General features: G+C 71.0%; 10 protein-coding genes and 2 pseudogenes. 5 read left to right on the plus strand and 7 right to left on the minus strand.

Annotation, left to right across the window (positions count from 1 at the left end):
• Window positions 1–80 precede the first annotated feature (80 nt).
• Window positions 81–1,148 carry a glycerophosphodiester phosphodiesterase family protein gene (locus AB0N07_RS09275; RefSeq protein ID WP_365833611.1) on the minus strand — a complete coding sequence of 356 codons (1,068 nt, stop codon included), beginning with the start codon at window positions 1,146–1,148 and terminating at the stop codon, window positions 81–83.
• A gap of 414 nt (window positions 1,149–1,562) precedes the next feature.
• Here AB0N07_RS09275 and AB0N07_RS09280 point away from each other — a divergent pair, with 414 nt between their 5' ends.
• The 3 genes from AB0N07_RS09280 (at window position 1,563) to AB0N07_RS09290 (ending at window position 5,458) form a co-directional block, all read left to right on the plus strand.
• Window positions 1,563–2,678, plus strand: coding sequence for a GNAT family N-acetyltransferase (locus AB0N07_RS09280; RefSeq protein ID WP_365833612.1), 1,116 nt, complete (start codon window positions 1,563–1,565; stop codon window positions 2,676–2,678).
• A gap of 109 nt (window positions 2,679–2,787) precedes the next feature.
• Complete coding sequence (locus AB0N07_RS09285) at window positions 2,788–3,771, plus strand: trypsin-like peptidase domain-containing protein (RefSeq protein WP_365833613.1); 984 nt, start codon at window positions 2,788–2,790, stop codon at window positions 3,769–3,771.
• A gap of 655 nt (window positions 3,772–4,426) precedes the next feature.
• Window positions 4,427–5,458, plus strand: a complete 1,032-nt coding sequence (locus AB0N07_RS09290; protein ID WP_365833614.1) for an alpha/beta hydrolase — start codon at window positions 4,427–4,429, stop codon at window positions 5,456–5,458.
• A gap of 6 nt (window positions 5,459–5,464) precedes the next feature.
• On the opposite strand, the gene AB0N07_RS09295 is transcribed toward AB0N07_RS09290, so the two are convergent.
• The 5 genes and pseudogenes from AB0N07_RS09295 to AB0N07_RS09315 form a co-directional block, all read right to left on the minus strand.
• On the minus strand, window positions 5,465–6,013 hold the full coding sequence (locus AB0N07_RS09295; RefSeq protein ID WP_365833615.1) for a hypothetical protein: 549 nt from the start codon (window positions 6,011–6,013) through the stop codon (window positions 5,465–5,467).
• A 156-nt stretch (window positions 6,014–6,169) separates the two neighbouring features.
• Window positions 6,170–6,727, minus strand: a pseudogene (locus AB0N07_RS09300) (amidohydrolase family protein); the annotation flags it as partial.
• 137 nt (window positions 6,728–6,864) lie between these two features.
• Window positions 6,865–7,518: a hypothetical protein gene (locus AB0N07_RS09305; protein WP_365833616.1), complete on the minus strand. Its 654-nt coding sequence runs from the start codon at window positions 7,516–7,518 to the stop codon at window positions 6,865–6,867.
• A 129-nt stretch (window positions 7,519–7,647) separates the two neighbouring features.
• Window positions 7,648–9,489, minus strand: coding sequence for a glycoside hydrolase family 15 protein (locus AB0N07_RS09310; RefSeq protein ID WP_365833617.1), 1,842 nt, complete (start codon window positions 9,487–9,489; stop codon window positions 7,648–7,650).
• A 102-nt stretch (window positions 9,490–9,591) separates the two neighbouring features.
• Window positions 9,592–9,908: pseudogene (locus AB0N07_RS09315) on the minus strand (alkaline phosphatase); the annotation flags it as partial.
• 139 nt (window positions 9,909–10,047) lie between these two features.
• Between AB0N07_RS09315 and AB0N07_RS09320 the strand changes: the two are divergent.
• Together AB0N07_RS09320 and AB0N07_RS09325 are read left to right on the plus strand one after the other, a co-directional pair.
• Entirely contained in the window at window positions 10,048–10,929 is an 882-nt protein-coding gene (locus AB0N07_RS09320; RefSeq protein ID WP_365833618.1) for an SIS domain-containing protein, read from the plus strand.
• A 46-nt stretch (window positions 10,930–10,975) separates the two neighbouring features.
• Window positions 10,976–11,860: a class II fructose-bisphosphate aldolase gene (locus AB0N07_RS09325; RefSeq protein WP_365833619.1), complete on the plus strand. Its 885-nt coding sequence runs from the start codon at window positions 10,976–10,978 to the stop codon at window positions 11,858–11,860.
• On the opposite strand, the gene AB0N07_RS09330 is transcribed toward AB0N07_RS09325, so the two are convergent.
• The gene (locus AB0N07_RS09330; protein ID WP_365833648.1) at window positions 11,861–12,994 is read right to left on the minus strand and encodes a methyltransferase; all 1,134 of its coding nucleotides are present in this window, start codon (window positions 12,992–12,994) and stop codon (window positions 11,861–11,863) included.
• Between the last annotated feature and the right edge of the window lie 55 nt (window positions 12,995–13,049).

A 13,049-nucleotide genomic window follows, 5' to 3' on the forward strand; every position in this document is an offset into this window, starting at 1 on the left:
CCCCCCGGTTCACCGGCTGAGACGTAGATCACTTGCGCTGCCGGCGCCAAGGAAACGGGTGTGCTGCCGCTGTGCCTGTGTCAACGGGGCTGGTACGGCTTGGGCAGACGCATGCCTCGGTCGGCCATGATCTGCCGTACGTGGTTGGGGTAGTTGGTGATGACTCCGTCGACGCCCATGTCCATCAGCGCCTCCACGGTGGCCGGATCGTCGCAGGTCCACGGGATGACCTTCAGGCCCCGTGCGTGGGCCTCCTCGACCATCGTCCGGTCGGAGTAGAAGCGGAAGTCCGGGTCACCGACCTTTCCGGTCTGCGGGAAGCCGTAGTTGGGTGAGAGGGCCCTGACACCGGGGATGGTGGCCGCCGCCTTCACGAAGTCGCCGCCGTAGTCGTCGGCGTCGATCCCGCCGAGCCACGGCGAGGCGCCCGGCCGGCCGACCTGGAGGAAGTCGTAGTTCGTCAGCGCGACGAGGGGCCACTTCGGAGCCAGCTTGTGCATCGCCTTGAGCGCGCCCCAGTCGAAGGATTCGATGGTGACCTGGCGCTCGAGGCCGGAGCGGTGGATCTCCTCGTAGACCCGTCGCACGAACAGCGCGCGCGGCGCGGTCTGTTCGGGGGCGCCCGCCTCGACCTTGGTCTCGATGTTCAGCTTGAGCTGCCTCGCGTGATAGCTCCTGACCAGGTTCAGGACGTCCTTGAGCTCGACCATCCGGAACCCCTTGACCACCTCCTGCTCGGGGAAACCGGGCAGCTGCTGGTAGCCGCAGTCCATGGTCTTGATCTGGGCCAGCGTGAGGTCCTTGATGTACTTCCCGACGTACGGATACATCGGGTCGCCCGGCGTGACGGGTGCGGTGTCACGGCACTTCTGGGCGCTGACCTGTCGGTCGTGGTTGACGACGACCTTCTCGTCCTTGGTGATCTGGGTGTCCAGTTCCAGGGTGGACACCCCAAGGCGCATCGCCTTGCCGAATCCCTCCAGGGACTCCTCGGTCGTCATGCCGATGCCGCCGCGGTGGGCCTGCAGATCGAAGTGCGTCTTCCCGGGCGGCACGCGGGAGCCCTCGTGCGTCGTCGCATGAGCCGCCGCCGGGAAGGCGAGCACCGGAGCCAGCGCCAGGGCGGCGAGGGTGTGTCTTGCGGACATCGAAACCTCACTCGGGTCGGTTCGGGCCACTGCACGACGCTAGTTGGAGCCCGGCCCGGCGAAACGGACCGCACATGAGGACGGCGTGAAATGTACGTGCCCGGCCAGGACCACTTCTTCCGCTGCCGTTTTGCAGCGGCAGGCACTCTTGACAACATGCGTACTGTTTCGCGACGTTTGATCCTCGGCGGGCAGTTCGGAACCCGAGGATCAAACGCGGAACGACCGTGTACACGGCCGGGAACCGGCTGATACTCAAAGAACGTGGTAGGACGCGGACAGTGCGCCGCGGGGGGACGTCACGGGGGGAGCGGTCGCGGATGCGATCAATGAACAGGGGTCCACACGCTCTACCGGCCTGCCCTGCGGCCGGGTCGTCCCTCGCGGAGCCTGGGGAAGGGCGGATGATCTGACGTGGACGTCACGATCCACAGAGCCGACGAACTGAGCACCTCGCTGCGTACGGCGTGGCATGCGGCGATGGACGAGTCCCCCGAGTACGCCAATCCTTTCCTGGCTCCGGAGTTCGCACTCGGGATCGGCAGATACCGCGCCGGTACCCGGATCGCCGTCCTGCGTGAGGACGGGGCGCCGGTCGGCTTCTTCCCGTACGAACGCAACGCTTTCGGCATCGGTCGGGCCGTCGGGCTCGGCCTCTCCGACTGCCAGGCGCTGGTGCACCGCCCCGGAGTCACCTGGGACGCCCAGGACCTGCTGAGAGCCTGCGGGCTGTCCATCTTCGAGTTCGACCATCTCGTCGCGGAACAGAGGCCGTTCGGCCGGCATGTCACGGGGACGTTCGCCTCCCCGGTCGTGGATCTGAAGCCCGACGAGAGCGGCTATGCGCCGTGGCTGCGCGGTGCCTACCCGGGGCTGGCCAAGACGACGCTGAAGAAGGAACGCCGTCTCGGGCGCGACGTGGGCGAGGTGCGCTTCGAGTTCGACGAGCGCGATCCGCGGATGCTGCGCCGGCTCATGCAGTGGAAGTCCGCCCAGTACCGCAGGACGGGCCGGATGGACCGCTTCTCGCGGCCGTGGATCGTCGACCTGGTGGACCATCTCTTCGAGGTCCGCGAGGAGCACTTCACCGGTGTGCTGTCGGTGCTGTACGCGGGCGACCGGCCGGTGGCGGCGCACTTCGGGCCCAGGTCGCGTACCGTGCTGGCCGCCTGGTTCACCGCCTACGACCCCGACCTGCACTACTACTCGCCCGGCCTGATGATGCATCTGCGCACCGCCGAGGCTGCTGCCCGGAACGGGGTGACGCTGATGGACCTGGGGCGTGGCGACAAGGAGTACAAGGACTGGCTCAAGACCCGCGAGCTGCGCGTGGCGGAAGGATTCGCCAGCCGCCCCCACCCGGTCGCTGCGGCCCACCGGCTGTGGCGGAGACCGGTGCGGGGCCTGCGGAACACGGTCAATGCCCACCCCGAGCTGCGCGCACCCGCGGACCGTCTGCTGAGGACGGTCGGCACTTTGCGCACCTCGAGGCGGACGGACTCCGGCACCGCGGGGCCCCGCACACGTTGAACGGACGCCGGCGTCAGCCCGCAGCGAAGTCGCGGTCCGTCTGCCGATGCAAGGGTGTAAGCATGTAATACGCGCATGTATGCCCTTGGGCCAGCGGAAAGGCCGACTCGTGGCTGAGACACTTTCCGAGCCCGACCGCTCCCGCCAGGAGCAGGCCGCGCTCGACTCCTACTCGCAGATCGTCACCTCCGTCGCCGCCGAACTCACCCCGAAGGTGGCGGCCCTGAACGTCGCGCACCGCCGCTCCAGAGGCCGATTCGTCATGGGGACCGGCTCCGCGGTGGTGTTCACCGACGACGGCTTCCTGCTCACCAACGCCCATGTCGTGGGGCACTCCGACGCCGGTACGGCGCACTTCGCGGACGGCACGACCACCCCCTTCCACGTCATCGGCGCCGACCCGCTCTCCGACCTCGCGGTGGTCCGCGCCGACGGGCCGACGCCGCCCCCGGTCCGGCTCGGAGAGGCCGACGCGCTACGGGTGGGGCAGCTGGTCGTGGCGGTCGGCAACCCTCTCGGGCTGACCGGCAGCGTCACCGCCGGCGTGGTCAGCGCACTGGGCCGGTCGCTGCCGGCGAGCGCGGGCCGGGCGACCCGCGTCATCGACGACGTCGTCCAGACCGACGCCACCCTCCACCCCGGCAGCTCGGGCGGGGCGCTCGCCACGGCCGACGGCAGCGTCGTCGGCATCAACACCGCCATCGCCGACGTCGGCCTGGGTCTTGCCATCCCGGTGAACGGCACCAGCCGTCGGATCATCGCGACCCTGCTCTCCGACGGCAGAGTCCGCCGCGCCTGTCTGGGCCTCGCCGGTATCCCCGCGCCGCTGCCGCCCCTGCTGCGGGCACGCACCGGCCGCCGCACGGGCCTGCGGATCGTCGAGGTGGTGCCCGCGTCCCCCGCCGCCCGGGCCGGACTGCGGGACGGCGACCTGCTGCTCACCGCCCACGGCGAACCGGTGACCAGTGCCCAGGCCCTGCAGCGCCTGATGCTGGAGGACGCCATAGGACACCCCCTCGCCCTCACGGCACTGCGCGGCGACGCCCTCGTGGACGTCATCGCCACACCGGTGGAACTGCTCGCGGAGGACTGAGCGGCCGGGAATCCCGGCACTCCGACCGACGAATCTCCTGTCTCGCGGCCGGCGCCGGCGCTGGTCCGGGGGCGTGCGGCCCGGCGTCGCATCCGCCGTCGGGGGCGCGCTTGTCGCGCGACTGGCGCCTGGGCTTTCGGCCCGGCGAGGCGTGCGCCGCCCGGGTTTGCAGTCTGGGCCGGGCACACGGCGTCCGGCGCCTGGGCTGTTCGGCGGGCATGGGGGTCGGCATACCGGCCTTGCGGGGTGGAGAGGCGTCCGCTGTCTGGCATTGGTCCGCTGTGCGGGTGCGAGGTTTTTTCGGCGGACGCCGGAGCCTTCGGCCCGGCGCACGCTTCCGCCGTCTCATGGCCTGCGCTCGTCGAGGCATGGGCGCTTGGCGACTCGGCGCCGGGGCTTCGGGCCCGCCAAGGCGCCTGGCCCGCCAATGGGCCCCGCCGTCCCGCACGGGTGCGCCGTCCCGTACCGGCCCAGCGACCGGTGCGTGGGCCTGCGGCCCGACGGCGGGGTCTGCCGGCCGACGCTCATGCTCGCCGCGCAGATGTCCGGCGGCCGGTCGCCGATTTGCCGAAATGGCAACGGGCATCGACCGCATCGCCGCGCACCCGGCAGGATCGTCACTCGCGCCTTCGTTGCTCGCCCCCGGGAGGGACCCATGCCGCCGACCCTCGCCGCCGACCGCCCCCACCACCGCCTTGTGCCCTCACCCGCCGGCCGCATCCACCTGGTCGAGCAGGGCAGCGGGCCTCTGGTGCTGCTCGTGCACGGTTTCCCGGAGTTCTGGTACTCGTGGCGGCACCAGCTGCCGGCCCTGGCCGCCGCCGGTTACCGTGCCGTGGCCCTTGACGTCCGCGGTTACGGACGTTCCTCCCGACCCGAGGACGTGGCCGCGTACCGCATGCTCGACCTGGTCGCGGACAACGTCGCCGTGGTCGACGCCCTCGGCGAGCAGTCCGCTGTGATCGTCGGACACGACTGGGGCGCCACCATTGCCGCCACCTCGGCTCTGCTGCAGCCCGACGTGTTCCGCGCGGTCGGGCTGCTGAGCGTGCCCTACACCCCGCCCGGCGGCCCCAGGCCCAGCGAGGTCTTCGCAGGAATGGGCGGCGAGGAGGAGTTCTACGTCTCCTACTTCCAGCGCCCGGGCCGGGCCGAGGCCGAGATCGAGCCCGACGTACGAGGCTGGCTCGCCGGCTTCTATGCGGCCCTGTCCGCCGACACCATGCCCGCGCCCGGCGCGCCCGACCCGCATTTCGTCGGCCGCGGCGGGACGCTGTGCGACAGGTTTCCGGCAGACCGTCTGCCGCACTGGCTCGGTAGGACCGAACTCGACGTCTTCGCCGGGGAGTTCGAACGGACCGGCCTGACCGGGGCCCTGAACCGCTACCGGAACATGGACCGCGACTGGGAGGACCTGGCCGCCCACCACGGCGCCCCCCTCGCGCAGCCCTCGTTGTTCATGGGCGGAGCCCTCGACGCGTCCACCACCTGGCTGGCGGACGCGATCAAGGCGTACCCCACCACCCTTCCCGGCCTGGCCTCCTCGCACGTCCTCGACGGCTGCGGCCACTGGATTCAGCAGGAACGCCCCGAGGAGGTCAACCGGCTACTGATCGACTGGCTCGGCTCTCTCGGTTCTCTCGGTTCTCCCGATTCTGCCGGTTCTGCCGGTTCTCCTGGTGTCTGATGCGCGTCAGGGCTTGCCGGTCCAGGTATGGGCCACGTCGACGACCACGTGGCCGTCCGTCCGCAGTACGCGGAAGGGCAGCCGGGCCCGGAGGCCGAGCCCGAGGAGGGTGTCGCCCTCGAAGCTGCCGGCGAACCGGGTGTCCCTGAAGGCGCGGTACCCGGTGACGTCGACGCCCGGCAGCGGACGGCCCGCCCGGGCGGGATAGGTGGGCGCCCCGGTGTGGGGGTCGAAGCCGGGTGCATGCACCCGTATCTCGAGGACGGCGCGGCCGCCGACGTTTATGAGGCGCCCGGATCCGTCCTGGTGGAGACGGCTGACGTACTTCACGGAGTAGCCGAGGCTGTTCCGGCCCGCGCCGGGGATGTCGATGACCATCCGGTCGTAGCAGGTGTGGCGGCCGGTCCTGACGTTCCTCACCGGCTTCGTCGTGGATGCTGCGCGCGTCTTGGCGAGGCTGCCCCAGCCGGTGGGGCAGGTGACGGTCTGGGCGGTCGTGGCTGGTGCGGCCTCGGCCGGAATCGCGGCCGCTCCCATCGCGGTGCCCAGGAGCATGAGCGTCGCCCATGCGGTTCTGCTGCGTGTTTTTCTGCTTCGTCTCATCTCGTCCCCCGAAGCATGGTTCGTACTGGTATTTGATGAGACATCCAGGATGACAGAAAGGTTGCGGTTTTTGGCCGGTTCTCTGCGGGAGGTTGCCGGGCCGGACCGTCAGTGCGGCCCGTGCGTCCAGCGTCCGCCCAGCATCGTGGCGTGCACCGGCATCTCCCGCAGCGTGCGGAGGTCCGCCTCCGACGGGTCCACGTCCACCACCACCAGGTCGGCCGCGTCGTCGACCCCGACCTTTGAGCGTCCCTGTGCCGACGCCGCGAGTGCCGCCGCCACCGGGATCCGCTGCTCGGGATACCAGGCAGGCCGCCCGTCGTCCGTCCGGTGTACGGCCGCCGCTATCCCCAGCCAGGGGTCGAGCGGTGAGACGGGAGCGTCGGAGCCGAACTCCAGCCGGGAACCGGACGCCAGCAGGTCGCCGTACGCGAAGGCGCGGCCGGTGCGCCCCGCCCAGTGCCGGTCCGCCACATCGCGGTCATCGGTGGCATCCGCGGGCTGCACCCCGGCGGTGACGCCCAGTTCCGCGAACCGCGGCACATCTGCGGCCGTCAGCAGCCGGGCGTGCTCGATGCCATGTGCGACGGCACGCCGCATCAGGCGGACCAGCTCCTCGTACGCGGTCTCCTGAATGCCGTATGCCTCCTTCGTGCCCTCAAGGCCGGACCGGCGCCCAACCGCACTCGGGAGAGTGTCAGCGCGGGCGGTGCGTCGAGTTCGTCCGCAGCGGGGCCGGACAGGCCGTCGAGGCTCGTCATCAGGGCTCCAGTGGATGAGGTCCCGGTGATCCGCGTCCGAGGCTACGCGGCCACGGAGTCGCGCAGGCGGGTGGAGCTTCGGTAGGTCGAGATGCCGACGGCCAGCAGCCAGTAGCTGAGGATCGCCCCCATCAGAGCGGTCGTGCCCCAGCCGTTCGCCGCATAGAAGTGCGCGGGCGTGTTGCCGAAGAACAGGGACGGTACGAAGGCCAGGTTGATCGCGGCCAGGACGTAGGCCGAGCGGCTGATCCAGCGGGGCAGGACGTCGGTGCGTGCGACGACGTGGCCGACGGCCGTCAGGAAGAGGCCCAGCATCAGCCGGGAGATCGATCCGTAGAGGATGTACGTGCCGCTGACCGTAATGGTCGGATCGATCGGATGGTCGGTGGCGATGACCGCGCCGGCCTCAAGGCCCATGGAGACCAGGGTGATCGTCGCGTAGACCAGTCCCGTGGCGGAGGCGATCGAGCCTGCCCACTCGTAGCCGGGATGCGTGCGTTTGACCAGTTCACGGAAGGCCGTCACGAACACGACCAGACACGCGAGGGCGACGATTCCGAGCAGCAGCCGGGCGAGCACGTTCGCGTCCGGCGGCGGGCCCGAGTAGACGAAGTACAGGGGCACTTCGACGATGAGTGCGGCCGCGGCGGCGATGCCGGCGACGCCTGTCAGGCGCCTGGCGAAGGTTTCGGTCATGGGTGTTCCCCCGAGTCCGTGAGGTGGATTCCGCGTCGGCCTGTGTGCCGACGTCATGAATCCTTCCGGCCGCGGGGTCCGCCGTCCCTGGGCCTGGGGACCGGATCAACGGTGTCCTCAGCACCACCCTCAGCCGAGGGCCTTGTCCAGGTTGAAGGCGGCGCTGATGAGGGCCAGATGCGTGAACGCCTGGGGGAAGTTGCCCTGTTGCTCGCCGGTGTGGCTGATCTCCTCGGCGTACAGGCCCAGATGGTTGGCGTAGGTGAGCATCTTCTCGAAGGCGAGGCGTGCCTCGTCGATGCGGCCGGCGTGGACCATGGCCTCGACGTACCAGAACGAGCAGATGGAGAACGTGCCTTCGTCGCCGCGCAGCCCGTCGGGGCTGGCCATCGGGTCGTAGCGGTAGACGAGGGAGTCGGACACCAGGTCGTGGGTGAGCGCGTCGAGGGTGGACAGCCACTTGGGGTCGGTGGGGGCGATGAACTTCGTCAGCGGCATCATCAGGACGGCCGCGTCGAGTACGTCGTCGCCGTCCTCGTGCTGGACGAACGCCTGCCGGGTCTCGGACCAGCCCCGCTTCATGATCCGCCGGTAGATCGTGTCACGGGACTCGCGCCAGCGGGGCAGATCGGCGGGCAGACCGCGGCGGTTGGCCATGCGGATGGCCCGCTCGATGGCAACCCAGCACATCAGGCGGGAGTAGAGGAAGTTCTTGCGTCCGCCGCGGGTCTCCCAGATGCCCTCGTCGGGCTGGTCCCAGTGCCGGCACACCCACTCCACCAGCGTGCACACGTCGTCCCACTGGGCGCTTGATATGGGCTTGGCCCATTTGTCGTAGAGGTAGATCGAGTCGATCAGGGCGCCGTAGATGTCGAGCTGGAGCTGATCGGCGGCCGCGTTGCCGACCCGTACCGGCGCGGAGCCCTGATGCCCCTCCATATGGTCGAGTTCGAGTTCGGTGAGGTCGGTGCGGCCGTCGATGCCGTACATGATCTGCAGGGGTGCGGAGGCGCCGTCGGCGCACGGACTGACGTGCCGGGTGAGGAACTTCATGAACGCCTCGGCCTCTTCGGTGAAGCCGAGCCGCAGCAGCGCGTACACCGCGAAGGCGGCGTCGCGCACCCATACGTACCGGTAGTCCCAGTTGCGTTCGCCGCCCAGCTGCTCGGGCAGGCTGGTGGTCGGCGCGGCCACGATCGCGCCGGTGGGCGCGTAGGTGAGCAGCTTCAGGGTGAGGGCGGAGCGGTGCACCATCTCCCGCCAGCGGCCACGGTACTTGGACGCCGAGAGCCAGCGCCGCCAGTACGCCACCGTCGTGCCGAACTGCTCTTCCGCCTCCAGCTTGGCGCACCGGCGCGGTTCCACGTCACCGCCGACCTGGTCCAGCGCGAACACCGCGGTCTCGCCCTCGGAGAGCTTGAAGTCGGCGTGCGCGTCCTGCCCGTCGGCCTCCAGCGGCACGGTCGCCGTCAGTGCGAGCGACAGCGCCTCGGATGCGAACACCGCGACCTCGCCGACCAGGCGCAGGGTGTGCGGCCGGGTGCCGTAGTCGAAGCGCGGGGCCACGCGCGTGCGGAACGGGATGGAGCCGCGCACGCACACCACCCGCCGGATCAGCCGGTGCCGCTCGGTCTCGACGTTGCCGCCGTCGAGCGGCATGAAGTCCTGCACCTCGCCGACGCCGTCCTCGGTGAAGAACCGGGTGATCAGCACGTTGGTGTCGGGGAAGTAGAACTGCTTCGTCCGCGCCGGCACGGACGCCGCCAGCTCGAAGGAGCCACCGCGCTCCGCGTCCAGGATCGCCGCGAAGACGCTCGGCGCGTCGAAGGCCGGGCAGCAGTACCAGTCGATGGTGCCGTCGGTGCCCACGAGGGCCACGCTGCGCAGATCGCCGATCAGCCCGTGCTCGGCGATGGGCAGATACCGGGGAGCGGCCTCCGGGACGCCCTGGTAGATCGCTTCTGAGCCCATCGCAGCCTCCCTGGCCCGACCTGCGTCCGCGCTCCCAGCCTAGGCGGAATCACCCGGCCGGGCGTCTGGATCGCGCAGGCCGGGGCGCGCTGCCGGGAGTCGGACCGTGACGACCGCGATCCCCGTCTCCTCGAAGCGGCGCACCATGTCCGCGCCCGCCGCCGTGTCCGTGACCAGGGTGCCCACCGACTCGGCCGCGCAGGTCCCGGCAAACGCCCGCCGGCCGAGCTTGCCGGAGTCGGTGGTCACGCCTCGTCGTGCGCGGCGGCGACGGGCGTGACGTCGAAGGTGACGACACCGGGCACGGCCACATCGACGGTGATCCGGTCGAGCACGCCGTCCGCGAGCGGCCCGGTGAGTTCGTACGACCACGGGCGTGCGACCCCGCCGGTCACCGCGATCTCGAACCGGGGAGCCACCTCCGAGCCTCGATCCCCGGCGACGTCAGAACACCCCCGCATGCGTTCGAATGCTTGATTCTGCTCGAAAGCTCGCTATATCTTGCAAGAACAATCACATACGTCATCGCGTCAGGATCGGAACAGTGGAGGGCCCGGCATGACCCATGTCGAGGACGAGCTGGGCAGCCAGCCCGAGTGCTGGACACGTGCCGCGTCGGAGGCGGACCGGCACCGCGGAGCGCTCCCGGCGCCTGGGGAGCGGGTCGCGATCGTCGGGTGCGGCACCTCGTACTTCATGGCGCAGGCGGCTGCCGCACTGCGCGAGGGTGCGGGACGGGGCGAGACGGACGCCTTCGCCGCCTCCGAGTTCCCCCACGGCCGCTCGTACGACCGTGTCGTGGCCCTCACCCGGTCCGGCACCACCACCGAAGTCCTCGACCTGCTCGACCGGTTGAAGGGACGCACACGAACCACGGCGATCACCGCCGACCCGGACACGCCGGTCATGGCGGCCGCCGACGACCCCGTCGTGCTGGACTACGCGGACGAACGGTCCGTCGTGCAGACGCGGTTCGCGACGACCGCGCTGACCCTGCTCCGCGCCCAGCTGGGCCTGCACACCGATGCCGTCGTCGCCGACGCCCGCACCGCTCTCACGGCCCCGCTGCCGGACGGGCTCGTCGCCTGCACGCAGTTCACCTTCCTGGGCCGGGGCTGGACGGTGGGCCTGGCCAACGAGGCCGGCCTGAAGATGCGCGAGGCCGCACTCGCCTGGACCGAGGCCTACCCGGCAATGGAGTACCGGCACGGCCCCATCAGCATCACCACCCACGGCACGGCGACCTGGATGCTCGGCGAAGCCCCTGAGGGCCTGGCCGAGCAGGTGCGCGCCACCGGCGGGCTGTGGATCGCGGGCGGCCTCGACCCGCTCGCCGAACTGGTCCGCGCCCAGCGCCTCGCGGTCGCCGTCGCCGCCGCCCGCGGCCTCGACCCGGACCAGCCGCGCCACCTCACCCGCTCGGTGATCCTCGCCCCCTGACCGCCCTGACCGCCCTGACCGCCCCGAAAAGCCCGAAGGAGAAGCCGTGCCGCTCGTCACCACCGGCGAACTGGTCACCCGGGCCGCCGCCGGGCGCTCCGCCGTCGCCGCCTTCAACATCATCACCCTCGAACACGTCGAGGCCGTCATCGCCGGCGCCGAGTCCGCCGAGGCCCCCGTCGTCCTCCAGGTCAGCGAGAACGCGGTCAAGTTCCGCTACGGCCGACTGCTCCCGCTCGCCCGCGCGGCCCTCGTCGCCGCCGAACGAGCCTCGGTGCCCGTCGCGCTGCACCTCGACCACGTCCAGAGCGACGACCTGCTGCGCCAGGCGGCGGACGCCGGTTTCAGCTCCGTGATGTACGACGCGGCCCGCCTGCCCTACGAGCGGAACCTCGCCGCGACCCGAGCCGCCGTCGACTGGGCGCACGCCCAAGGCCTCTGGATCGAGGCCGAGTTGGGGCAGGTCGGCGGCAAGGCAGGGTCGGGTGGGCGGGAGAAGCCCGCGGAGCCGCCGCTGGACGCCCACGCGCCCGGCGCCCGCACCGACCCCGCCGAGGCGCGCGCCTTCGTCGCCGACTCCGGCGTGAACGCCCTCGCCGTCGCCATCGGCAGCACCCACGCCATGACCACCCGCACCGCCGCCCTCGACCACGACCTCCTCAAACGCCTGTCGGCCGCCCTGGACGTGCCACTCGTCCTGCACGGCTCCTCGGGCGTGCCGGACCACGAACTCGCCGCGGCGGTCGCGGGTGGCATCGCCAAGGTGAACGTCGGCACGGCCCTCAACATCGCCATGACGGGCGCGATCCGCGACTTCCTCGCCGCCCATCCCGAGGCGGTCGACTCACGCAAGTACCTGAGCGTGGGGAGGGAGGCGATGACGCGGGCGGTGACCGGGATCATCCGGACCGTCGGCCGGCCCGCCGCCTGATCACTTCCTGACGGCCTTCAGCACCACGAACTTCGGGTCGCCGGCGACCAGTTGACTGTTGCCGAACACCTTGCGCAGCTTCACGTGGTATCCCAGGTGCCGGTTGCCGACCACCCACATCTCACCGCCGGGACGCAGCACCCGCCGCGCCCCGGTGAACATCCGCCACGCCGTCGAGTCGGTCGTCGCCTGGTGCGAGTGGAACGGCGGATTGCTGAGCACGAGGTCGACACTCCCGTCCGGCAGCCCCGCCAGCCCGTCCCCGACCCGGAACTCCGCGTGCCCGGGCACGCCGTTCGCCTTGTACGTCGCCTCCGCCGAGGCCACCGCCTGGAACGACTCGTCCACGAACAGCACCTCGGCCGAGGGCTCGGCCACCGCCACCGCCGTACCGACCACGCCGTTGCCGCAGCCCAGGTCCACCACCCGTCGGCCGCCCAGCGCCGCCGGCAGGTGCTGCAGGAAGAAGCGGGTGCCGATGTCGAGGCGGTCGGCGCAGAACACCCCCGCGTGGTTGACCACGGTGCGCCCCGAGACCGGACCGATGCCCTCGGGCAGCGCATAGCTGTACGGCCACGGGTTCGCGGGCCGCTCCGGCGCGGCGTCGGGCGTGCAGAAGATCAGCCGGGCCTTCCGCTCGGCCAGGGAGGTGCGGGTCGGCCCCAGGATCCGCTCGAACAGCTGCAGCGTCGAGGTGTGGATCTCCTTCACCATTCCGGTGCCGACGACGACCGTCCCCTCGTGCACCGCGGGCGCCAGCCGACGCAACTGGTCCTCCAGGAGCGCGAGACTCTTGGGGACCCTGACCAGGAGGACGTCGATGCGCTCGGGCGGCGGATCCTGCGTGGTCAGCAGCCGTACGGCCCCGGTCTCGACGCCGGCCCGGGCCAGGTTCGCGCGGGTCGCCTCCTGCGCCAGGAACGAGTCGGTGATCTGCACGGGCCGGTGCGCCGCGAGCGCGGTCACCAGCGCGCCCCAGCGGTCGCCGAGGACCACGACCGTGCCGGACAGCGGCACCTTCTCGGCCGCCAGGTGCCTGAGCAGGTACTCGTCGGAGGCGTCCCAGGCACGCAGCCTCTCGCGCGGGTCCTCGGGGAAACGGGCCAGCGCGAGCTCGCCCCACGGCGTCGTCATACGGTCGTTCATCGTGCGTCAAGGCTAACCGAGCCGCAGCTCACGGCCGGTGGGG

The sequence above is a fragment of the Streptomyces sp. NPDC051172 genome (assembly GCF_040682555.1).
GTDB lineage: Bacteria > Actinomycetota > Actinomycetes > Streptomycetales > Streptomycetaceae > Streptomyces.

Bases quoted from the DNA above. Each gene is read 5' to 3' on its own strand.
- AB0N07_RS09295 (WP_365833615.1), bottom strand. From the start codon at position 6,013: ATGCTCCTGGGCACCGCGATGGGAGCGGCCGCGATTCCGGCCGAGGCC.
- AB0N07_RS09290 (WP_365833614.1), top strand. From the start codon at position 4,427: ATGCCGCCGACCCTCGCCGCCGACCGCCCCCACCACCGCCTTGTGCCC.
- AB0N07_RS09320 (WP_365833618.1), top strand. From the start codon at position 10,048: ATGACCCATGTCGAGGACGAGCTGGGCAGCCAGCCCGAGTGCTGGACA.
- AB0N07_RS09310 (WP_365833617.1), bottom strand. From the start codon at position 9,489: ATGGGCTCAGAAGCGATCTACCAGGGCGTCCCGGAGGCCGCTCCCCGG.
- AB0N07_RS09330 (WP_365833648.1), bottom strand. From the start codon at position 12,994: ATGACGACGCCGTGGGGCGAGCTCGCGCTGGCCCGTTTCCCCGAGGAC.
- AB0N07_RS09275 (WP_365833611.1), bottom strand. From the start codon at position 1,148: ATGTCCGCAAGACACACCCTCGCCGCCCTGGCGCTGGCTCCGGTGCTC.
- AB0N07_RS09305 (WP_365833616.1), bottom strand. From the start codon at position 7,518: ATGACCGAAACCTTCGCCAGGCGCCTGACAGGCGTCGCCGGCATCGCC.